The sequence below is a fragment of the Pseudomonas sp. NDM genome, assembly GCF_003105095.1.
Taxonomy (GTDB): Bacteria; Pseudomonadota; Gammaproteobacteria; order Pseudomonadales; family Pseudomonadaceae; genus Aquipseudomonas; species Aquipseudomonas moraviensis_A.
Genome location: NZ_QETJ01000044.1, coordinates 1 through 21209, shown reverse-complemented (window position 1 = coordinate 21209; position 21209 = coordinate 1). Strand labels below are relative to the sequence as shown.

Annotated in this window: 23 protein-coding genes; 16 read left to right on the top strand and 7 right to left on the bottom strand. The window is 60.0% G+C overall.

Annotated elements, in window-relative coordinates; genetic code table 11:
• The first annotated feature begins 90 nt into the window (after window positions 1-90).
• From DCO47_RS12050 to DCO47_RS12040, 3 genes are read left to right on the top strand one after another with little or no spacing between them, the layout of a single operon-like run.
• Complete coding sequence (locus DCO47_RS12050) at window positions 91-1527, top strand: NAD-dependent succinate-semialdehyde dehydrogenase (protein WP_064361882.1); 1437 nt, start codon at window positions 91-93, stop codon at window positions 1525-1527.
• A 10-nt stretch (window positions 1528-1537) separates the two neighbouring features.
• The gene (locus DCO47_RS12045) at window positions 1538-1870 is read left to right on the top strand and encodes a carboxymuconolactone decarboxylase family protein (protein WP_064361883.1); all 333 of its coding nucleotides are present in this window, start codon (window positions 1538-1540) and stop codon (window positions 1868-1870) included.
• A 1-nt stretch (window position 1871) separates the two neighbouring features.
• Window positions 1872-2870 carry an NAD(P)H-quinone oxidoreductase gene (locus tag DCO47_RS12040; RefSeq protein ID WP_116658168.1) on the top strand — a complete coding sequence of 333 codons (999 nt, stop codon included), beginning with the start codon at window positions 1872-1874 and terminating at the stop codon, window positions 2868-2870.
• Between the two features lie 65 nt (window positions 2871-2935).
• On the opposite strand, the gene DCO47_RS12035 is transcribed toward DCO47_RS12040, so the two are convergent.
• Window positions 2936-3946, bottom strand: a complete 1011-nt coding sequence (locus DCO47_RS12035) for an NAD(P)-dependent alcohol dehydrogenase (RefSeq protein ID WP_116658167.1) — start codon at window positions 3944-3946, stop codon at window positions 2936-2938.
• Between the two features lie 159 nt (window positions 3947-4105).
• On the opposite strand from DCO47_RS12035, the gene DCO47_RS12030 reads away from it, so the two are divergent.
• Complete coding sequence (locus DCO47_RS12030; RefSeq protein WP_116658166.1) at window positions 4106-5020, top strand: LysR family transcriptional regulator; 915 nt, start codon at window positions 4106-4108, stop codon at window positions 5018-5020.
• Between the two features lie 12 nt (window positions 5021-5032).
• Here the strand turns inward: DCO47_RS12030 and DCO47_RS12025 are convergent, their stop codons facing one another.
• A complete protein-coding gene (locus DCO47_RS12025; protein WP_064361887.1) occupies window positions 5033-5917 on the bottom strand; it encodes a LysR family transcriptional regulator in 885 nt (294 codons plus the stop codon).
• 164 nt (window positions 5918-6081) lie between these two features.
• Here DCO47_RS12025 and DCO47_RS12020 point away from each other — a divergent pair, with 164 nt between their 5' ends.
• The 6 genes from DCO47_RS12020 to DCO47_RS11995 all read left to right on the top strand — a co-directional run bounded on the left by DCO47_RS12020 (window position 6082) and on the right by DCO47_RS11995 (window position 11241).
• On the top strand, window positions 6082-7455 hold the full coding sequence (locus DCO47_RS12020) for an MFS transporter (protein ID WP_116658165.1): 1374 nt from the start codon (window positions 6082-6084) through the stop codon (window positions 7453-7455).
• Window positions 7452-7892, top strand: coding sequence for a type II 3-dehydroquinate dehydratase (locus tag DCO47_RS12015; RefSeq protein ID WP_116658164.1), 441 nt, complete (start codon window positions 7452-7454; stop codon window positions 7890-7892). The genes DCO47_RS12020 and DCO47_RS12015 overlap by 4 nt, the downstream gene beginning before the upstream one ends.
• A gap of 205 nt (window positions 7893-8097) precedes the next feature.
• Complete coding sequence (locus tag DCO47_RS12010) at window positions 8098-8307, top strand: hypothetical protein (RefSeq protein WP_116658163.1); 210 nt, start codon at window positions 8098-8100, stop codon at window positions 8305-8307.
• 197 nt (window positions 8308-8504) lie between these two features.
• The gene (locus tag DCO47_RS12005) at window positions 8505-9329 is read left to right on the top strand and encodes an oxidoreductase (protein WP_116658162.1); all 825 of its coding nucleotides are present in this window, start codon (window positions 8505-8507) and stop codon (window positions 9327-9329) included.
• Window positions 9330-9621: 292 nt separating this feature from the next.
• Window positions 9622-10563: an AraC family transcriptional regulator gene (locus tag DCO47_RS12000; RefSeq protein ID WP_116658161.1), complete on the top strand. Its 942-nt coding sequence runs from the start codon at window positions 9622-9624 to the stop codon at window positions 10561-10563.
• A 48-nt stretch (window positions 10564-10611) separates the two neighbouring features.
• Entirely contained in the window at window positions 10612-11241 is a 630-nt protein-coding gene (locus DCO47_RS11995; protein WP_116658160.1) for a DUF3885 domain-containing protein, read from the top strand.
• 7 nt (window positions 11242-11248) lie between these two features.
• On the opposite strand, the gene DCO47_RS11990 is transcribed toward DCO47_RS11995, so the two are convergent.
• Window positions 11249-11704 (bottom strand): GNAT family N-acetyltransferase, encoded by a 456-nt coding sequence (locus DCO47_RS11990; protein ID WP_065617104.1) that lies wholly within the window; start codon window positions 11702-11704, stop codon window positions 11249-11251.
• A gap of 132 nt (window positions 11705-11836) precedes the next feature.
• Here DCO47_RS11990 and DCO47_RS11985 point away from each other — a divergent pair, with 132 nt between their 5' ends.
• The gene (locus tag DCO47_RS11985; protein WP_042610210.1) at window positions 11837-12250 is read left to right on the top strand and encodes a PaaI family thioesterase; all 414 of its coding nucleotides are present in this window, start codon (window positions 11837-11839) and stop codon (window positions 12248-12250) included.
• Between the two features lie 11 nt (window positions 12251-12261).
• Here the strand turns inward: DCO47_RS11985 and DCO47_RS11980 are convergent, their stop codons facing one another.
• Complete coding sequence (locus DCO47_RS11980; RefSeq protein WP_042610209.1) at window positions 12262-12720, bottom strand: helix-turn-helix domain-containing protein; 459 nt, start codon at window positions 12718-12720, stop codon at window positions 12262-12264.
• A gap of 93 nt (window positions 12721-12813) precedes the next feature.
• On the opposite strand from DCO47_RS11980, the gene DCO47_RS11975 reads away from it, so the two are divergent.
• Both DCO47_RS11975 and DCO47_RS11970 read left to right on the top strand, forming a co-directional pair.
• Window positions 12814-13764 (top strand): aromatic alcohol reductase, encoded by a 951-nt coding sequence (locus DCO47_RS11975; RefSeq protein ID WP_042610208.1) that lies wholly within the window; start codon window positions 12814-12816, stop codon window positions 13762-13764.
• A gap of 72 nt (window positions 13765-13836) precedes the next feature.
• On the top strand, window positions 13837-14352 hold the full coding sequence (locus tag DCO47_RS11970) for a hypothetical protein (RefSeq protein ID WP_042610207.1): 516 nt from the start codon (window positions 13837-13839) through the stop codon (window positions 14350-14352).
• 112 nt (window positions 14353-14464) lie between these two features.
• Here DCO47_RS11970 and DCO47_RS11965 read toward each other — a convergent pair whose 3' ends face one another.
• Together DCO47_RS11965 and DCO47_RS11960 are read right to left on the bottom strand one after the other, a co-directional pair.
• Window positions 14465-14854: a DUF2694 domain-containing protein gene (locus DCO47_RS11965; RefSeq protein ID WP_042610206.1), complete on the bottom strand. Its 390-nt coding sequence runs from the start codon at window positions 14852-14854 to the stop codon at window positions 14465-14467.
• A 103-nt stretch (window positions 14855-14957) separates the two neighbouring features.
• A complete protein-coding gene (locus DCO47_RS11960; protein ID WP_064361894.1) occupies window positions 14958-15851 on the bottom strand; it encodes a LysR family transcriptional regulator in 894 nt (297 codons plus the stop codon).
• 95 nt (window positions 15852-15946) lie between these two features.
• Between DCO47_RS11960 and DCO47_RS11955 the strand changes: the two genes are divergently transcribed.
• A complete protein-coding gene (locus DCO47_RS11955; protein WP_083353015.1) occupies window positions 15947-17113 on the top strand; it encodes an MFS transporter in 1167 nt (388 codons plus the stop codon).
• A gap of 13 nt (window positions 17114-17126) precedes the next feature.
• On the opposite strand, the gene DCO47_RS11950 is transcribed toward DCO47_RS11955, so the two are convergent.
• Window positions 17127-18302: a DNA-binding transcriptional regulator gene (locus DCO47_RS11950; protein WP_116658159.1), complete on the bottom strand. Its 1176-nt coding sequence runs from the start codon at window positions 18300-18302 to the stop codon at window positions 17127-17129.
• A gap of 286 nt (window positions 18303-18588) precedes the next feature.
• Here DCO47_RS11950 and xylA point away from each other — a divergent pair, with 286 nt between their 5' ends.
• The gene (gene xylA / locus DCO47_RS11945; RefSeq protein WP_116658158.1) at window positions 18589-19905 is read left to right on the top strand and encodes a xylose isomerase; all 1317 of its coding nucleotides are present in this window, start codon (window positions 18589-18591) and stop codon (window positions 19903-19905) included.
• Window positions 19906-20052: 147 nt separating this feature from the next.
• On the top strand, window positions 20053-21054 hold the full coding sequence (xylF, locus tag DCO47_RS11940) for a D-xylose ABC transporter substrate-binding protein (RefSeq protein WP_065617100.1): 1002 nt from the start codon (window positions 20053-20055) through the stop codon (window positions 21052-21054).
• Window positions 21055-21209: the final 155 nt, after the last annotated feature.

The following is a 21209-nucleotide window of genomic DNA, read 5'->3' as shown; positions in this document are numbered from 1 at the left end:
GGCGCGCCTTCCATAGACTGGATTCCACGGGACGCCTGAACCACTGCGTACAAGGCGCCGAATGAATCCTCAACCATGAAGGCGACATCCATGAACACTCCTTACGATCCGCTCTATCTCTTCATCGATGGTCAATGGCTCACCGCCCAAGACCGCGCGACCGCTGCGGTGGTCAACCCGGCGACCGGCGAGGAAATCGGCCAGGTGCCACTGGCCACCGCCGAAGACCTGGATCACGCCCTCGAAGTGGCCCGACTGAGCTTCGACCAATGGCGCCAGACCGTGCCGGACCAGCGCGCAAAAATCCTCAAGCGCGCCGCCGACCTGATCCTCGAACGCGCCCCGCAAATCGCTGCGCAAATGACGCTGGAAGAAGGCAAGCCACTGCGCGAAAGCCTCGATGAAGTGACCCGTGCGGCGGAGTATTTCGAGTGGTTCGCCGAAAGCGCACGACGCATCGACGGCCGTGTCGTGCCGGCCAATCGACCTGGGGTACTGCAACTGGTCAAACGCCAGGCGATTGGCCCGGTCGCGGCATTCACACCGTGGAACTTCCCGGCCATCACCCCGGCGCGCAAGCTCTCGGCAGCGCTGGCCGCCGGTTGCAGTGTGGTGCTCAAACCCGGCGAGGAAAGCCCTTCCACCGCGCTGGCCCTGGCCCGGGCTCTGGACGATGCCGGCCTGCCCAAAGGCGTGCTGCAAGTGGTGTTCGGCGTGCCGGATCAAGTGTCCAGCCATTTGATTGCCTCACCGATCATTCGCAAAGTGACCTTCACCGGTTCGGTGCCAATCGGTCGCCTGCTCTCGGCCCGTGCCGCCGAAGGCGTCAAGCCGATCACACTGGAACTGGGCGGCCACGGCCCGGTGCTGGTGTTTGCTGACGCCGACATCGAAAAGGCTGCTGTGGAAGGGGTCGCCAATCGCTTTCGCGGCACCGGTCAGGTGTGTATTTCCTCGACTCGCTTCCTGATCCAGCGCGAGGCCTATGCCGAGTTTGTCGAGCACTTCGTTGCGGCCACCCAGGCGTTGAAAATCGGCGATGGCATGGATCCGCAAACCCAGGTCGGGCCGCTGGCCAACCCACGGCAACTGGCGAAGATGGAGCAACTGATCGCCGACGCCGTCGAGAAAGGCGCGCGAGTGCTGGCCGGTGGCGAAGCGTTGCCGGGCGCGGGTTTCTTCTTTCAGCCCACCGTATTGGCCGATGTGCCGATGAATGCGCGAGTCATGCACGAAGAACCCTTTGGCCCCATCGCGATACTGATGCCTTTCGATGAACTGAGCGACGGGCTGCAAGAAGCCAACCGCCTGCCCTATGGCCTCTCGGCCTACGCGTTCACCTCCAATGCGCGCACCGCGATCGACGTGGCCGATGGCCTGGAAGCCGGAATGATCGGCATCAACCAGTACCGCATCGTCGCCACCGAGCTGCCGTTCGGCGGCATGAAGGAAAGCGGCCACGGTTCCGAAGGCGGCATCGAAGGCATCGAGCACTACCTCACCAACAAATTCATCAGCCAGGTTTAAGGGGATTTCCATGTCGACTATCGATTTCAGCAGCCCACGCGAAGCCGCCCGCGCCTTCACCCCGAAACTGGCGCAATTCGTTGACTCAACGCTGTACCCGCAGATCTGGAGTGACCCCGCATTGGCACCCCGCGAGCGCAGCCTGATCACTGTCGCCGCGCTGATTGCCGGCGGCCACTGTGAAGAATTGCCCGCGCACCTGCGCCGCGCTGTCAGCAATGGCGTGAGCCATGAAGAGTTGTCGGCGGCGATCACTCACCTGGCCTTTTACGTCGGATTCCCGGGCGCCATCACTGCCTCGGCCATCGCCAATGCGACCCTTGCCGACACGGAGCAACGCTGAGATGAAAGCCATCAATCTGAAAGCATTCGGTTCGGCAGAAGTGCTGCAACTCGGCGAAGCGCCCAACCCTGAAGTGCGCCCGACCGATCTACTGGTGCGCGTCTACGCGGCCGGCGTGAACCGTGCTGACCTGACGCACCGAACCGGCGGCTACGGCCATGCGAACTTTGGTGACTCGCTGATCATCGGCCTGGAGATTTCCGGAGAAGTGCTCGAGACAGGCAGCGAGGTCAGCGGATTCGCCGTCGGCGACCGGGTGATGGGCGTGGTCGGCGGCGGCGCCTACGCCGAACTGGCGCGCATCGACTACCGCATGGCCATGCCGATTCCGGCGCAGCTCGACTATGTGCACGCAGCGGCGATTCCCGAAGTGTTCGTCACCGCCCACGAAGCGATGCTGCACCTGGCCCGACTCAAGTCAGGCGACTCAGTGCTGATTCATGCCGCCGCCGGTGGCGTCGGTTCCGCTGCCGTGCAACTGGCCTACGCCACAGGCGCCACGGTGTACGCGACCACCGAAGGCAGCAAGTTGTCGCGCGTCGAACACCTGGGCGCCGACGTGGCCATCGACTACAAGAGCGAGGATTTCGCCGCAGTCATCGCCGACAAAACCCAAGGGCGCGGCGTCGATGTGATCATCGACTTCGTCGGCGCGCCCTACTTCGCCCGCAACATCGCCTCGCTGGCCCACGGCGGCCGCCTGGTGCAGGTCGGCATTCTTGGCGGCGGCAAGGTCGACATGGAGCTGGAGCACATCCTCTACCGGCACCTGCAAATCATCGGCACGGTGATGAAGTCACGCACTCAGCCGGAGAAGCACGCGATGATCCAGCGCTTTCGCGACCACTGGCTGAAGCGCTTCGCCGGTGCTGCGAGCCTGGAACCGGTGGTGGACAGCACCTTCCCGCTGTCCCGCGCAGCCGATGCCCATCGGCGGATGGAGTCTTCGCAGAATGTCGGAAAGATTATTCTGACGATGCGGCCGGAGGATTTGCACTAAGACAGACGTAAAAAAGGCCAGTCAGTTGAGCTGACTGGCTTTGGTTTGTCTGACGTTTTCGCTGATCAGCTCACCTTGATCACTACCTTGCCAAACGCCCCTTTCGCCAGATGCTCATAGGTCTCGCGCGCCTGTTCGAACGGATACACATGGTCGATCACCGGGCGAATGTCGTGCTCGGCGAGGAACACGTTCATCCGGTCGAACGATGAACGCGGTGCCACCGCAATGCCGCGAATGGTGGTCTGGCGAAAGATCAGCGGCATCAGGTTGAGCTCGACGGTCTGCCCTGTCAGAAAGCCAATCTGCGCAATCCGCCCCGAGGCCTTGGTCGCTGCTACCGACTGATTGATGCCATTGCCTCCCGCCACATCGAGCAGCAGATCCACACCCTTGCCTTCGGTGAGTTTGAGCACCTCGTCCGCCCAGTTCGGCGTGCTGCGGTAGTTGATGCCGGCGACCGCGCCCAGCCGTTTTACCGCGTGCAGATTGTCATCGCTGCTTGAGGTTGCGATGACTTTGGCGCCCAGCGCGGTGGCGATCTGCACGGCGAAGATCGACACGCCGCCGGTGCCCTGCACCAACACGGTCTGGCCCGGTTGAATCGCGCCGAAGTCCACCAGCGAGTACCACGCGGTGAGCGCGGCGATTGGCAGGGTCGCCGCCTCTTCATCGCTCATGTTGGCCGGCGCGGCGACAGCGCTGTCCTGGTGGATGATCATGTACTCGGCCAAACCGCCCGGCAGCGGCGAACCGAAGCAATAATCCGGCTCGTTCGGCCCCGGCTCGCCGTCCAGCCAGCGCGAGTACAGATGCGAATTGACCCGGTCGCCGACCTTGAAACGAGTCACACCGTCACCGATGGCGACCACGGTACCGGCGGCATCGCTCACCGGTATCAACGGCTTCGGCACCATGTGCGGCTCATAGATGCCGTCAACGATGGCCTTGTCGCGAAAATTCAGTGAGACCGCGCCGACCTTGACCAGCAACTCGCCAGCCTTGGGTTGCGGCGTGTGCGTCTCGCCCAGTTGCAGATTGTCGAGCCCGAAATCTTTCAGTAACCACGCTTTCATGGTGAGCCTCCAAATACACGTTATTGGCCGCAAACCCTCAGCAGGTTTGCCTTGGGCTTATGATTGGCTTTCACAGCAGCGCAATAAATGCTTGGAAACAGACATGATTGTTCTATTCTCAGGCAACAAAGCCAGACACTGAAGCTCACCGGGAAGGTCATGGAATTACTGCAATCGATGCGCCTGTTCGCCCGACTCGCGGAGCTGGGCAGTTTCACCAAAGCCGCCGAGTCGCTGGACATCGGCCGGCCGCAGGTCACTCGCTATATTCAGGAACTGGAAACGTCGCTGGGCGTGCGCCTGTTCCAGCGCACGACAAGGAAAGTGGCACTCACTGCCGAGGGTGAGCTTTTCTATCAGCGGGTCCAGGAAATTCTGGCCGAGATCACCGCCGCCACCACCATGTTCGATCGCACCGGAGCCACGCTGTCCGGCCGCCTGCGCATCGACATTCCCACGGCGTTCGCGCAGCTGGAATTCATCAAAAGCCTGCGCGAATTCACCGACACCTACCCCGGCATCGACATGGTGCTGGGCGTCACCGATCGCGCGGTTGATCTGGTCGGCGAAGGCATCGACTGCGCGCTGCGCATCGGCGAGCTGCCCGACTCAACCCTGATCGCCCGCCCCATCGCCTTGGCGACCATGGTCACCTGCGCCGCGCCCGAGTATTTACGCGAGCACGGCACACCGGAAACGCTTGCAGATCTGGCGAACCATCAAGGCGTGAACTTTCTCTCGGGCCAGAACAACCGCACCTTGCCCTGGCAGTTTTCAGTTGAGGGCAAACAGAAAACCTACGTCAGCCGCAAGGGTATTACCGTCACCGAGTCGAACGCCTATGTGCAGTGCGGCGTATCAGGCTTCGGCATTATTCAGGCGCCGGGTATTGCGGTGGCCGAGCATTTGGCCAGTGGTGCGCTGGTGGAAATTCTGCAACCGCTGCGTCCGCTGCCTCGACCGGTGTCGCTGCTGTATCCGAGCCGCACGCATCTGCCGGCGCAGGTGCAAGTGTTCATCGAATGGTTGCAGGTGCGGTTTGTGCAGTTGCACGCAGCGTGGGTGCAGGACTGAAGACCTGCCCCCTCACTCCCAGCCTTGCGCCTCTTCGATAAAGTGCAGCACTGCACTGGAGCGCTCATCGATGCGCGAAATCAGCGACAGCTCACTGACCATTTCCGCCTGATTCAGCGGGATGATCCGAATGCCCGGCATGCTCAAACGAGTGACGGCCTCAGGCACGATACTCAAACCGATGCCCGCCGCCACCAGGCCCGGGATGCTCATCAGTGACGGTACGTACATGATGTTCTCGGGATGCAGCTGGTTCTGTCGGCACGCCTGCAGTGTATGCGAGGTCAGGCCGATGCCGGCGCTGTCCTGCAACAGCACGAACTTCTCGTGGCGCAGTGTCGCCAGCTCACCGCTGAAGCTGTCCGCCAGTTCATGGTTATCAGGGATCAACAAGACCAGCCGTGACTGGCTGAAATGATGGGTGCGCAGACGATCCGGCAAGTGATCCTTGAACACGCGGGCAAATGCCAGATCGAGCTTGTGATCGAGCAACATGTCGAACTGCGCGCGGATCCCGGCATCCACCAGCGACACTTTGACTTCAGGGAATGTGCTGAAGTAATGCCGCAGCAATTGCGGCAGGTTGGCCTCGAACAACGCCGAGTGATAACCGATGTTGATTTCGCCTACCTCACCGCGCCGTGCACGTCGTGCGGCCGCCGTCGCCCGCTCACTGGCCTCTATGGACTGCCGCGCGTGTGGCAGGAATGCCTCGCCGGCGGCCGTCAACACCACGCTACGGTTTTCCCGGCGGAACAATGCCAGCCCCAATTCAGCTTCCAGCGTGCGCATCAATTGGCTCAGCGCCGGTTGCGCGATGTCCAGTTGTTCGGCTGCCCGGCTGAAATGCTGAAGCTCGGCGGCGACCACGAAGGCCTTCAGATGACGCAATTCCATTTCAATGATCCATAAGGCTGGCTTATCTATTTATTGTGATTTCGATAATTATTCTCTAGAGCGAATGGGCTACTGTCTACTGACTTCGACGATCTGCCCAGGCCGGCGCTGAGCGCAATCGTACGGGGACCCCGTAACCAATAAAAATAATGACGAGCCCCTCAATGAGCACAATCAGTCACGAGACTCATGATTTGCGCATGCCTCGCAAAGCGGTGACCGCTGCGACCATCGGCACTGCGCTGGAATGGTTTGACTTCACCCTGTACGGCGCGGTGTCGGCAACCATCCTGCCCAAGCTGTTTTTCCCGGCCATGGAGCCGACAGCCGGGCTGCTGGCATCGCTTGCCACATTCGGGGTCGGACTCGCCGCCCGACCACTGGGCGCGATTACCTGTGGCTACCTCGGCGACAAACTGGGCCGGCGCAACCTGATGCTCGCCACGGTCACCCTGATGGGCCTGGCGTCGGTGTTGATGGGGCTGTTGCCCACCTATGCGCAAGTGGGGATTCTCGCGCCGATTCTGTTGGTGCTGCTGCGCATCATCCAGGGCTTCGCGCTCGGCGGTGAATCCACCGGGGCGCAATTGATGGCGCTGGAACATGCCACGCCCGATCGTCGCGGGCGCTATTCCGGGCTGCTCGGTCTGTGTTCACCGCTGAGTCAGATATTGGCCAACGGCGTGCTGATGGGTCTGGCTGCTACCCTCTCAAGCGAACAGTTTGAAAGTTTCGGCTGGAGGATTCCTTTCCTGCTCAGCTTCGTGCTGGTGATCGTCGCGATCTATATCCGCCTGAAGGTCGATGAAACCCCGGCCTTCGTCGCGTTGAAGAAGAACCCGGTCAAACAGGAAAGAAGCCCGCTCAAATCGGCCATGGGCAGCCACTACAAAACCATCCTGCGTTTGATGCTGTTTTTCTGCTCGCCCGCTGCGCTGTTCTACCTGATCGTGATTTTTTCCCTCAGCTACCTGACCAAGCATCTCGGCTTCAGTCAGTCGACGGGTTTCATGTCGCTGATGGTCGCCAACCTGTTCGCGATTGTCGGAGCGTTGGCCGGCGGCTACCTTTCTGATCGCTGGGGACGCAAAAAAGCGCTGGCGTTCGGCTCGTGCATGACCTTGTTGATCCTGTTCGTGTACTTCCCGATTCTCAACACGCTGAACGTTGCCGCCATCATGGCAATCATGGGCCTGTTCCTCGGCTTCACTCAGTTTCAAAGCGGCATCCAGCCAGTGGCGTTTGCTGAAGCCTTTCCCACCCAGGTGCGCTATTCCGGCTCGGCCCTCGCCTATACCGGCGCCAACCTGGTGATCGGCGGCCCCATGCCGATGATTGCCGTGTGGCTGATGAGCCAGTCCAACAATTCACCATGGCCCCTGGTGACGCTGTGCGCGGTGATCAATCTGATTTCGCTGGCGATGATCCTGATCGGCCCGGAAACCCGCGGCATCGACCTGAACGCCGTGACGCCAGACAACGCCGACACCACGGCCACACCCGCCCTCTCTCCAAATAACGCTGCAGGACGACCATGAACCGCACAGTCTTTATCCTCAACGGCCCGAATCTGAATCTATTGGGCCGCCGTGAGCCGCATATTTACGGGCACACCACCCTCGAGCAAATTCGTCTGAGCAGTGAGCAACTGGCCGAGGAACTTGATCTGCTCTGCGTGTTTCGCCAGACCAACCATGAAGGCGTGATAGTCGACTGGATTCAGGAAGCTTTCGAACAAGGCGCAGCAGTGATCATCAACCCGGCCGGCCTGTCGTTTCATTCCATCCCGGTACTCGACGCGCTGAAGTTGCTCAGCACACCGCTGATCGAACTGCATCTGTCGAACATCCACGCACGGGATGAATTGCATCGCCACTCGATCATGTCCGGGGTGGTCAATGCCGTGATCTGCGGCATGGGCGCCGACGGTTATGCGCTGGCGATACGGGCGGTCGATGACTTGTTGCGTCGATAGAAAGCGCGCTGGGCTCGTTCAGTGAACGCTGACGAGCCCCCTTCAGCGCAACAGAATCAGGCAAATCGCCAACAGGATCCGCCTAACGCCAACACCACCCTGCCCCCTAATCTGAACCCATGCAGAACACACCTCTGCAACGGGTTAACCAGATGCTGATCTGAACGACCCGGACCTCGAACCCAATTTGACCGGAGTCACCGCCATGAAAACTGTATGCCAACTGATCGCCGTCGCCACTTTCGCCCTCAGCGCCAGCGCATTCGCCGTACCGAGCAATCAGGAAGATCGTTTCTTTACCCAGGTCAGCGAGCCACAGCAGACTGTTGCCGCCGACGGTTCAGACCGCACCCCACTGGGTGAGGCCCTCGCCGCTGACGGATCGGACCGCACCCCGGGTCGTCGCGCAGCCTAAGCGCGTGATGCCCAGAACAGAAAAGTCCTGCGGGTTTGAAACCTGCAGGACTTTTTCGGTTTTTGGGACCAGCGCTGAACCACTTGATCGCAACCAAATTGATAGGAACAGGCAATACTCAGATCCGATTCGGCATCGTCCGCCAGCGATATCCGCCCTAGCATGGCCTCTCTCATCGCCTGCAGGAGTAAAGATCCATGAAGACCCTTTTCATCACCGGCGTCAGCAGCGGCTTCGGCCAAGCGCTGGCCGCGGAAGCACTCGCCCAGGGCCATCGCGTGATCGGCACAGTACGCAGTGAATCCGCGCTGGCGGACTTCGAGGCGCTGTCGCCCGAGCGCGCACATGGCGTGCTGCTGGACGTCACCGATTACGCTGCCATCGATGCGGCGGTTGCGGCGGTGGAGGATCGTCACGGCCCGGTGGATGTGCTGGTCAATAACGCAGGTTACGGTCATGAGGGGATTTTCGAAGAGTCCTCACTGGAGGAAATGCGCCGGCAGTTCGACGTCAACGTGTTTGGCGCAGTGGCGGTGACCAAGGCATTCGTCCCGTATTTTCGCCAGCGCCGCGCGGGGCATATCCTCAATATCACCTCCATGGGCGGCCATATCACCATGCCGGGGATCGCCTATTATTGCGGCAGCAAATTTGCCCTGGAGGGCATCTCCGACACCTTGAGCAAGGAGCTTGCGCCCTTCGGTATTTTTGTCACCGCCGTAGCGCCGGGGTCATTTCGCACCGACTGGGCAGGCCGCTCGATGCAGCGCACGCCGCGCAGTATCAGTGATTACGACGCAAGCTTCGATCCGGTGCGCAAGGCCCGCGAGGAGAAAAACGGCCGCCAACTGGGCGATCCGCAGAAAGCTGCACGCGCCATGCTGACGGTAATCGACAGTCCAAACCCGCCGGCTCACTTGCTGCTTGGCAGTGATGCTCTGGCGTTGGTGCGTGACAAGATGCAGCAGACGGCGGAGAGTATTGAGCAATGGGAAGACCTTAGCCGCTCGACGGATGGCTGAAGGCACGAAGATCAAGAGCCCCTCACCCCAGCCCTCTCCCGGAGGGAGAGGGAGCCGATCTCGGGTGGATTCAAATCCTGAGCCTGCCTGGACGATTTCCGCAGGGCTTATTGCGCCAGATCAGCGCGGTCAGCATTCGGCGCGATTTTTCAGGTCGGCATATCCCGACCAAACACCACGGTCAGTCCCCTCTCCCTCTGGGAGAGGGCTAGGGTGAGGGCTCTGTCTGACACCCCGCCAATTAGCCAGACAGGTTCAAACTCGCCTTTTCACAAGAGGAGACCCACAACCCATGCCGAAACCGAAAGACCCGCCCACAACGCGCATGGTCGAGTTGATGAGCCAGCTCGCCCCGCTGGAAGGCTACAACCTCAGCCCGCTGGACGATGTGCGTTTCCTGCGTTCCAACCGACCGCTGACACGTACGCCGGTGTTGTACGAACCGGGCATCGTGATCCTTTGTCAGGGCCGTAAACGCGGCTATCTCGGCGATGAAGTCTACGTCTACGATGCTCAGCATTATCTGGTGGTGTCAGTGCCGGTACCCTTCACCATGGAAACCGACGCCAGCGAAGCCGAGCCAATGCTCGCGGTGTACGTGCGTCTGGATTTCGCCTTGGCCGGCGAGCTGATTCAGCAGGTCGATGAACTGTGGGATTTCCCCAGATCCCAACCGATGGGCATGTACGCCTCGCCGCTCGACGAACCGCTACGCCAATCGACCCTGCGTTTTCTTGAAGTGATGAGCGACGATGCCGACGCGCAAATCCTCGGCCTGGCTATGCTGCGCGAGCTCTACTACCGTATCCTCACCGGCGAACAAGGCGGCACCCTGCGCGCCGCCATCGCCCAACAGGGCCAGTTCGGCAAAGTGACCCGCGCCATCCACAAGATCCACAGTTGCTATCACCAGCATCTCGACGTAGAAACCCTGGCCGATGAAGCGCAGATGAGCGTGCCGAATTTTCATCTGCACTTTCGCAAGGTTACCGATTCCTCGCCGATGCAGTATCTCAAGTCGACGCGGCTGCACCAGGCGCGATTGCTGATGCTGCGTAACGAGCTGACTGCGGCAAAAACTGCATTTCTGGTCGGCTACGAAAGCGCCTCGCAATTCAGCCGCGACTTCAAACGCCTCTTCGGCCGCACACCGTTGGCGGAAGTGGCGTGGATGAAACAGGCCTATGCGCTGCCGGCACCGACGACTGCTTCGCCGTTTGTGTCGTCGCACTGACTTCACCCGCGTCTTGAACACACAGAAATCCACATTGAAGGGAAGAAAGTGAATCTGAGAGCTGAGATCGAAAACGCATTTGGCCCCCAGGCATTCGCCCGTCCGCTTTTCTATTCCTGGCCCGGAGGATTGCGTTTCGAACTCTCCGAAACGGGCGGAATGATCGAGCAATTCCTGACCGCTATGCGCAAATCCATAACCATCTGCGGCGACATTTTCCAAGGGGACGCATCGTTTGCCGCATGCCTGCGCATTCATTCCGGTCGCAATCGATTCGCCCACCGCAGCACTCTTCGCGCCCTTAAATCTTCTGGCATCGATACTCCATCAGCGCTTTGCATCTGGAGCGAAGAAATAGATAACGAGGAATGGTTCAGTGAGGAAGAGCCGGAATACTGGGTCAACGTCGCCTTCGAAGCGTCTGCCGCCCGCATTCAAGCATTACTCTGGTGCGCATTGGCCAAGGATTTCGCCGACATCCAACCGCGTGCGAACTGTGCTGTCTACCTGTTCAATCTGCACAAGCGAGTCATGGTCTTTCCCTATGACGACAGAGGCATGGACGTGGTTGGGACCAACACCGAGCTACTTTCGCAGCTCTATCAACGACACCATGCCTGGCTGCTCGACCATGACCGCGCAGCGATGGAAGCCTCATTCGGCACGCACAACCGTTAGGTGAACGCTACCGCTCCAACGTTTTCGCCATGATGATCGTGCGCTCTTCTTGATGAAATTCATCTCTGACTTTCTTGAAGCCGAGCGAAGCATAGAAGCCTTCTGCGGTGACTGAGGAAGGAACGCGCAGTAGGTGGAAACCTGCGTCCATGGCGAGTGATTGTATGCTCTTCATCAGCTGTCTTCCGACACCCATTCCTTGAAAGCCCGGGTCGACAAAAACGCTTCGAACAACGTCTCGATCGAGACTTGCCGTTGCGACGATTTGACTGTCGAGCGTAGCGACCAGCACCTGACGCTCAGTCAAAAAACGAAGGATCTTCGAGGGCGAAAAACTTTCAATCACTCGATCAATGATTTCGGGAGGATAGTCGCGGGCATTGCTCTCACGGAGCGTCTTGATGATCGTTTCACTGATAGCCGATGCATCCGCATCGCTCGCGATGTGAATTTGAATATCCACCCAGTAGCTCCTTGCTTGTCAGTTCCGTGTACAGCACTTATCGCAGCAAATTCCCCATCCGCATAGTGCTTGCCCCCTTCTGTGTTTCCTCGCCCAATCACACAGGTCAGCCACCTGCATCAGGATGGGATCATGAACACCACGGCCATTCCCGAAGGCTTCACTCCATTCACCCGCAGCAGTCCGTTGCTGGATCTGCTCGGCCCGATCTACGCCAGGGGTCAGGGGCTGCAATTGGAACTGGGTTTACTGACCGACTCCCGCCACGCCAATGGACGCGGTACTTTGCATGGTGGTGTATTGGCGACTTTGGCCGATGTGGGGATGGGTTACGCCATGGCCTTTGCCAGCGATCCGCCGCAGCCGTTGATCACGGCGAGCATGACCCTGGATTATCTCGGTGCGGTGCAAATCAACGAATGGCTCGAAGTGCGTCTTGAACACTCCAAAAAGGGACGTCAACTGGCGTTTGCTGGCGTCAGTCTGCACGTCGGAGAGCGAACGGTCGCGCGCGCCAGTGCCGTATTCGCGGTGCCGCTGAGCTGAAGCGCGAAACCTCAGTCTGAGGCTTCAGGATCGTCCCGCGCCGGCACAGGGATTTGCCACGAGGGTTTCTTGCCGATCTGGCTATCGAAGGTGCGTCGCGCTTCGCGGAAACCCTCGACGTTTTCCACCACCCAAGTCCAGATCGGCGACATCCGCACCAGCAATCCCATGCCCAATGGCGTCAGTTCGTACTCGACGTGCGGCGGCACCTGGTCGAGCTCGCGCCGGGTCAGCAGGCCGTCGCGTTCAAGCGCACGCAGGGTTTTGGTCAACATGCGCTGAGTCACGCCGGTCATCTGCCGTTTGATCTCGGCGTGACGCATGGTGCCGTAGACACCCAAGGCATGCAGGATGCCCAAAGACCAGCGACTACCGGCGTGTGCAAGCACTTCGCGGCGCACGCCATCATCGTCTCGTCTGAGCGTCTGGCAGATCGCTTCTGCCTCACTGAGCGCTTGCTGATCAGTCATTTCTTCACTTGGTATCACGCGTGTGCCTTCTTCTGAGTGCTGCCCGATCGTGCCAGCATTTGCCGATCTTACATGCAGATCTCAGGAGACATCATGACCGAATCGAACCACCCTTCCGCGCAATCCATTCTCGTCCTGGGCGCAGGCGAGCTCGGCCTGCCGGTTTTGCGCAACCTTGCGCGAGCAGCAAAGCGCTTGCCCGGCAGCACGATCAGCGTCCTGCTCAGGGCCTCGACGATCAACAGTCAGGTGCCGGAAAAGAAAGCCGAAATCGATGAACTGCGCAGTCTCGGCGTGCAGATGGTGGCGGCAGATCTGGTCAACGATTCAATCGACGAACTGGCCGAAGTCTTCGCACCGTTCGATACCGTCATTGGCTGCGCCGGCATGGTCGCTGGTCGCGAGACGCCGATGAAGCTGGCGACTGCTGCGCTCAAGTCGGGCATCAAACGCTACTTTCCCTGGCAGTTTGGCGTGGACTTCGAAGTGATCGGCCGGGGCAGTCCGCAGGATCTGTTCGATGCTCAGCTCGACGTGCGCGAACTGCTGCGCGCGCAGGACAAAACCGAATGGGTGATCATCTCGACCGGCATGTTTACCAGCTTCCTGTTTGAGCCAGTATTTGAAGTCGTTGATTTCGACAACGACACCGTTAACGCCCTGGGCAGCCTGGACACCGGCGTGACGCTGACGACCCCGGACGACATCGGCAAGCTGACCGCAAAAATCGTTTTCTTCGAACCGCGTTTTCGCAACGAGATCGTGTATCTGTCGGGCGACACGCTGACCTATGAACAGGTCGCGGGCCTTCTCGAACGCGTGCTCGGACGGCCCTTCAAGCGTAACGTCTGGACAGTGCCACACCTGATGCAGGAACTGGAAAAAGACCCCACTCACCACATCAAAAAATACCGCGCGGTGTTTGCCCAAGGTCGAGGTGTGGCGTGGCCGAAAGCGGGCACGTTCAATGAGCAGCGGGCGATTCAGGCCACGACGGCTGAGCAGTGGGCGAGGGAAAATCTTGGGCTGTCTGAAACCTCGTAAAGCTTAGTAGCATGTGGCCACTTTTCGGTATCATCTGCTTTTGAAAAGTCCGATGGTATCCAGGAGCAGTACATGTACGGGAATGGCAGATTTGGCTTGACGCTTTTGGCTGGAGCATTGGCACTGAGCGGTTGTACTTCACTGTTTCAGGGTAAACAGTATCAATTTCCCCGGCCGGATGAACCCTCGGCGACGGTCAGGCTTAAATATGAAAGCGGCACTAACCTCGATGCGATGACCTTCAACGAATCGGGATGTTACGCGGGCTTCACGCCTTTGCCCTATACCGAGGGTTTTATCCAATCGCCGGTAGCTGTCGACAAAGAGCTGGTTTTGACTTACCGGCAAACAGTTGGTGGAAAGTTTTGCCAGATACCCTTCTCTTTCACCCCTCAGGCTGGGGCCAGCTATACGTTGAAGTCGGGCTACTGGACTGAACCCAAGGCTGGCCTTCTCCCGATCTTCACCTTCAATCAACAATACTGCGGCCTGGGCGTAGTCAAAAAAATCGGATCTCAGGAAAGCATCGAACCCATCAAGCAACTGCGTATCAAAACCGCTTTTGCATGCCTCAGATTCGTCGAGTGAAAACAACAACCTGCCTCGCTCGGCGCCCAGTAAAGAACATCGTGGTCCATCATTCTGCGGTGGCCCTTTGTAGCTGGGAGCCGACACTCGACAATACTTCGCTGGCGACCGTTTACTGGCTGGAAACACCTTGGCGCTTGGCATATTCCTGCGAGAGGCTCTGGGCGGTTTGTTGAGCATATTCAATACAGGGTTCAATTCTGCTTCGCACTCGAATTTCCTCGATAGCGGCGATTTGCGCGCTCTCGGTCAGGCACTTTTCAACCAGGGCGCTCGCGAGCGGCAAAGACACTGCTGGCAACGACGGAATAAATTCCCGGACAAAATCGGCAGCACTGGCAAGCCGGTTGGCATCGGTTGCAAAGGCCCACTCGCGCAGACTCACGTCATGCAGGTTGCCGCCTTGATCCCAGCCGTCGGCAAAACGGTCTGTTTTTCCGCAAGCGCCCAGCACGCCGCAAACCACTAAGACAAGCAATCCATTCAGCGTTTTCACAAACATCGGTACTCACTGTATTCAGACTGAAAAATGAAGAGCTGCAAATGATAGCAATATGATTGCATTTGCGTGCACAGAATCAGATCCGATGAAAAGATGCCACCTCTTACATCCGATGCTGCTCCAGCAAAAAATCCACAAACAACCGCACCCGCACCGGCATCGCCGCGCCGCCGACGAACACCGCATGAATCGGTTCCTCATCACCGGGGTTCCAGGTTTGCAGCAGCGCAATCAAATCCCCGCGCTGCAAGTCTTCCCTGACGGTGAACTCGCCAATCCGCGCAATGCCTGCACCGAGTCTGGCGAACTGGGCCAGTGCTTCGCCGCTGCTGCATTCGATGTTGCCGCTGACTTTCAGCGAGAACTCCTTGCCGTCGCGGATAAACGGCCAGTTGGCTTCGGCGCGGCGGAAGTTGAAGCGCAGGCAGTTGTGCTTGAGCAGGTCTTCCGGTTCGAGAGGTGTGCCGTGGCGTTTCAGGTAGTCGGACGATGCGACCACGACCTGGCCGGTGTGGCCGAGCCGGCGTGCGGTCAACGGGCTGTCGGGCAGATGGCCGAAGCGTATGGCGACATCCGCCTGGCCAGCGAGGATGTCGACTACTTCGTCGCCGAGGCTGAGGTCGACGACGATGTTCGGGTAACGGGTGGTGAAGGCTGCGACCAGCGGCACAATGGCCAGCCGTCCATGGCCAAGGGCGGCACTGACGCGCAAGCGGCCCTTGGGTACGCCTTGATCGGTGATGGCCCCTTCCACTTCGTCCATGTCGGCGAGAATCCGCCGGGCACCGCGCAGGAAGGCCTCGCCCTCGGCGGTAAACGTCAGCGCGCGGGTGGTGCGCAGCAACAGACGAGTGCCGAGTCGCTGTTCGGCGCGGGCGATGATTCGACTGACCGCCGAAGGCGTCAGCCCCAATGCACGCGCCGCTGCTGAGAGGCTGCCCTCCTGCGCCACGGTGACGAACACGCTCATTTCCCCTGATCTGCCGTTGAAGTCCATTCGTGCCTCTTACGCAAAGGTGATTGCCAAAATCGCCATCTACCGCCGGAAAACGATGGATCGTAGCATTGGCGGCATAGATGAGGAGACTTTCCATGCGTATCAATCCACCACTTGTTGCACTCGCTGTCGGCGCCTTTGGCATCGGCGTCACCGAGTTCGCGCCGATGGGCATGTTGCCCGGCATCGCTGCCGATCTCGGCGTTTCCATTCCCGCTGCGGGGTTGTTGGTCAGTGCCTACGCTTTGGGCGTGCTGCTCGGCGCACCGCTGATGACCCTGACCACCGGCAAAATCCCTCGGCGCTATCTGCTGATCGGGCTGATGGCGATTTTCACCCTGGGCAATCTGATGTCGGCGCTGGCCACCGATTACTCCAGCCTGATGGTCGCCCGGGTGATCACCTCGCTCAATCACGGTGCGTTCTTCGGGGTTGGCTCGGTGGTTGCCGCCAGCGTGGTCGCGCCAGAGAAACGTGCCGGCGCCGTGGCGGCAATGTTCATGGGCCTGACGTTGGCGACTATCGGCGGTGTGCCGCTGGCGGCCTGGTTTGGTGAGCTGCTTGGCTGGCGCACAGCGTTCTGGGGCATTACCGGTCTCGGCGTGCTGACCATGATCGCCTTGTGGTTCGCCCTGCCCAATCTGAAAGCAGAGCCAGGCGCGGGTGCGCTGGCGGAAATTCGTGTATTGGGCCGAGGTCCGGTGTTGGCTGCGCTGGCCCTGACGGTGGTCGGTTCAAGTGCGATGTTCACGGTATTTACCTACATCGCGCCGATCCTCAGCAGCGAGACCCACGCCTCCGCCGCGTTCATCACGGCGATGCTGGTGCTGTTCGGGATCGGCTTGACGCTGGGCAATATGTGGGGCGGCAAGGCTGCCGACCGTTCGATCGATCGCACCCTGATTGTGTCGCTGAGCGCATTGATTGTGGTGTTGCTGGCGTTCACTGTGCTGATGCGCTGGCCACTGCCGGCCGCCGTGGCCATTCTGATCTGGGGCATCGCCAGCTTCGCCCTGGTGCCACCGCTGCAAATGCGCGTGATGGACGCGGCCAAGGACGCGCCCAATCTGGCTTCGGCGGTGAACATCGGTGCATTCAACTTCGGCAACGCTATCGGCGCAGCACTGGGCGGCGCGGTGATCAACGCAGGCCTGGGTTACCCGGCGATTTCCCTGGCCGGCGCGGCGATGGCCGGTCTGGGCCTGCTGATGGTACTGGCGTTTGCCTGGCGCTCCAGAGCCAGTGCCGCTGCGCTGGCGTGAGCCATTTGCAGCACTACGCCCCGCCCTGCTGATACTCGCGGGGCGTGCAGCCGAACTCGCGACGGAACACCGTGTGCAGGTACTGCGCCGATTTGAAGCCGCAGGCCTGGGCAATATCGGCAATCGCGGCATCGGTGTTCTTCAAACCGCTGGTAGCCGCCGCCAGTTTGAAACGCAAAATTTCGTTATGCACGCTGCAACCGCGCTCGGCGCGGAAATGCGCTTCCAGCGATGAGCGCGACACGCCGACATACGCCGCCACTTGCGCGGTCTTGATGCCCTGACAGGCATATTGGCGGATGAACAGCAGCGCTTGCATGACGTAGGGATTGCCCAGCGGTTGGTGCAGACTCGATACCTGTACGTTGACCGCGTCCGGCGGAATCAGGATTTGCGTGCCGGTGGACGGCATGCCGTGGAGCATCTGGTGCAGCAACTGCGCGGCGGTGCGGCCCATGGTCTCGGTGCCCTGAATTACCGAACTCAGCGGCACGCGAGTCAGGCTGCGGGTCAGCGGGTCGTTGTCGATGCCGATCAGCGCGACCTGCTCGGGCACGGCAATGCCGGCGGTCAGGCAGGCTTGCAGCAATTGCCGGGCGCGGGCGTCGCTGACGGCGATGATGCCGATCGGTTTGGGCAGGCTGTGCAGCCAGGCGATCAGTTGTTCGACGGCGCTGTCCCACAGCGGTGCGCTGGTGCCCATGCCGCGATAGATCTCGGCGTGCAGGCCGTCGCGCTGCATCAGTTTGCGGAAGGCTTTTTCCCGCTCCTGCGCCCAGCGATTGGCCTGCGCCTGCGGCAGACTGAAACAGGCAAAGCGCTGCAACCCCGCCTCGACCAGATGCGAGTAAGCCAGAGTGATCAAAGCGTTGTTGTCAGTGGCGACGTAGGGAATCGCTTTCGGATAGGCACGCGCATCCTCGTAGGAGCCGCCCACCGCCACCACCGGCAAGTGAATGTCGGCCAGCGCCTCGCCGATCAGCGGATCGTCAAAGTCGGCAATGATGCCGTCACCCTGCCAGCGCTCGATGCCCTTCAAGCGGCAGAGAAAATCCTCTTCGAGAAACAAGTCCCAGGAAGCGCGGGTGCTGCTCAGGTAGTTGCCGATGCCGCTGATGATCCCACGGTCATAGATCTTGCTGCCGTTGAACAACAGGGCGATGCGGTGCACGGGCGGTAGGCTTTTCATTCAGGATCCGGAGTTTGCGTCAGGCCATTCGCGAGCAGGCTCGCTCCCACGGTTTTATGAACGACACACATTCAGTGTGGGAGCGAGCCTGCTCGCGAAAGCGGTCTCAAAATTTTTAGTACTGTTCCGGGCCGCCCTGTCGCGGCGACGATGGACACAGCCTAGGCGCGAAGCCGCCGAAGCTCAATACGCAAAATCGCACTCGCTGTTGAGGCTTTTCATAATCAGCAGGCACGGGGCCGTTGCTAGTATCGAGACACCGCCAAGAACAACAAGGACAAGGTCAATGCAGTACTTCCCCAATATCGAGCCGGTTCGCTACGAAGGCCCGAACAGTGATTCGCCCCTCGCTTTCCGTCACTACGACGCCAATAAACTGATCCTCGGCAAGCCGATGCGCGAACACCTGCGCATGGCCGCCTGCTACTGGCACACCTTCGTCGGGCCGGGCTCCGATGTGTTTGGCGCCGGCACCTTCAAACGCCCATGGCATGGCAGCGGCGAGCCGATGCAGCTGGCCATCGGCAAGGCTGAGGCGGCGTTCGAGTTTTTCAGCAAACTGGGCATCGATTACTACTGCTTTCACGACACGGACGTCGCCCCCGAGGGCAACTCGCTGAAGGAGTACCGCGAACACTTCGCGCAAATGGTCGATCGCCTCGAGCAGCATCAGGAACAGAGTGGCATCAAGCTGCTCTGGGGCACCGCCAACTGCTTCAGCAACCCACGCTTTGCTGCCGGTGCCGCGAGCAATCCCGACCCGGAAGTGTTCGCCTGCGCCGCCGCGCAAGTGTTCAGCGCGATGAACGCGACCCATCGCCTCAAGGGTTCCAACTACGTTCTGTGGGGTGGCCGCGAAGGTTACGAAACCCTGCTCAACACCGACCTGAAACGCGAGCGCGAACAACTCGGGCGCTTCATGCGCATGGTGGTCGAGCACAAGCACAAGATCGGTTTCACCGGCGACCTGTTGATCGAGCCCAAGCCGCAGGAGCCGACCAAGCACCAGTACGATTACGACAGCGCCACGGTATTCGGCTTTCTCCAGCAGTACGGTCTGGAAAAGGAAATCAAGGTCAACATCGAAGCCAACCACGCGACCCTCGCCGGTCACAGCTTCCATCACGAAATCGCCACCGCCGCCTCGCTGGGGATTTTCGGCAGCATCGACGCCAACCGTGGCGATCCGCAGAACGGCTGGGACACCGACCAGTTCCCCAACAGCGTCGAGGAAATGACCCTGGCCACCTATGAAATCCTCAAGGCCGGCGGGTTCAAGAATGGCGGCTTCAATTTCGACTCCAAGGTGCGCCGTCAGAGTCTCGACGAGATCGACCTGTTCCACGGCCACGTTGGCGCCATGGACATCCTCGCCCTGTCGCTGGAACGCGCCGCTGCGATGATTGAGAACGATCAACTGCAAACCCTCAAGGATCAACGCTACGCCGGTTGGCGTCAGCCGTTCGGGCAAGCGGTCATGGCGGGCGACTTCAATCTCGAGTCGCTGGCCGAGCACGCGTTCACCAACGAGTTGAACCCGCAAGCCATCAGTGGACGTCAGGAAATGCTCGAAAACATCGTCAATCGCTACCTCTATCGCTGATCGCCAAGGAGCGCTGCCGACGCCACGACGCTGTGACAATTGCACGACAATTCTGTGCCTGCGGCGTCGGCAGATTCTCTACAGTTCTACCAGCCCGATTCATCGTCAGGCCGTGTCTTTCCAACAAAAATAAAAGGACGCACCACCATGAAGAACTTGAAACGTACGCTGTTGGCCAGTGCCCTGGCGTTGTTTGCCCTGCCGGTAATGGCTGACGCAACCCACCCGAAAATCGGTTTCTCCATTGATGACCTGCGTCTGGAACGCTGGTCGCGCGATCGCGATTACTTCGTCGCGGCGGCGGAAAAAATGGACGCCAAGGTCTTTGTACAATCAGCCGATGCCAACGAGCAGAAGCAGATTTCGCAGATCGAAAACCTCATCTCTCGCGGCGTCGACGTGATCGTCATCGTGCCGTTCAACGCCACCGTGTTGACCAACGCCGTGGCCGAGGCGAAGAAGGCCGGGATCAAAGTGGTGTCTTATGACCGGCTGATTCTCAACGCCGACGTCGACGCCTACATTTCCTTCGATAACGAAAAGGTCGGTGAGATGCAGGCCGGTGGCTTGCTGAAAGCCGCGCCCAAGGGCAATTACTTTCTGTTAGGTGGTGCGCCCACCGACAACAACGCCAAGATCCTCCGTGAAGGCCAGATGAAAGTGCTGCAACCGGCCATCGACAAGGGCGATATCAAGATCGTCGGCCAACAGTGGGTCAAGGAGTGGAACCCGACCGAAGCGCTGAGCATCGTTGAAAACGCCCTGACCCGGAACAACAACAAAATCGACGGCATCGTCGCCTCCAACGACGCCACCGCCGGCGGCGCGATTCAGGCACTGGCCGCGCAGCAACTGGCCGGCAAAGTGCCGATTTCCGGTCAGGACGCCGACCTCGCAGCCGTCAAACGAGTGATCGCCGGCACGCAAACCATGACCGTGTACAAGCCGCTGAAACTCATCGCTTCCGAGGCAGCCAAGCTCTCCGTGCAACTGGCGCGCAACGAGAAACCGGCCTACACCTCGCAGTACGACAACGGCAGCAAAAAAGTCGACACCATCCTGCTCACGCCAACCCCGCTGACCAAGGACAACATCGACTTGCTCGAACAGGACGGTTTCTACACCAAGGCGCAGATCGCCGGGCAGTGATCCGGACGGTTTGTCCGAAACCCTTGTAGGAGTGAGCCTGCTCGCGATGGCGGCGGGTCAGCCAGCTGAGCAGTATCTGAAATGACGATATCGCGAGGAGGCTAACGCCATCAGGTCGCGTGGGTGAGGCCTTGGTGAACGAGCCGTTGCCATGT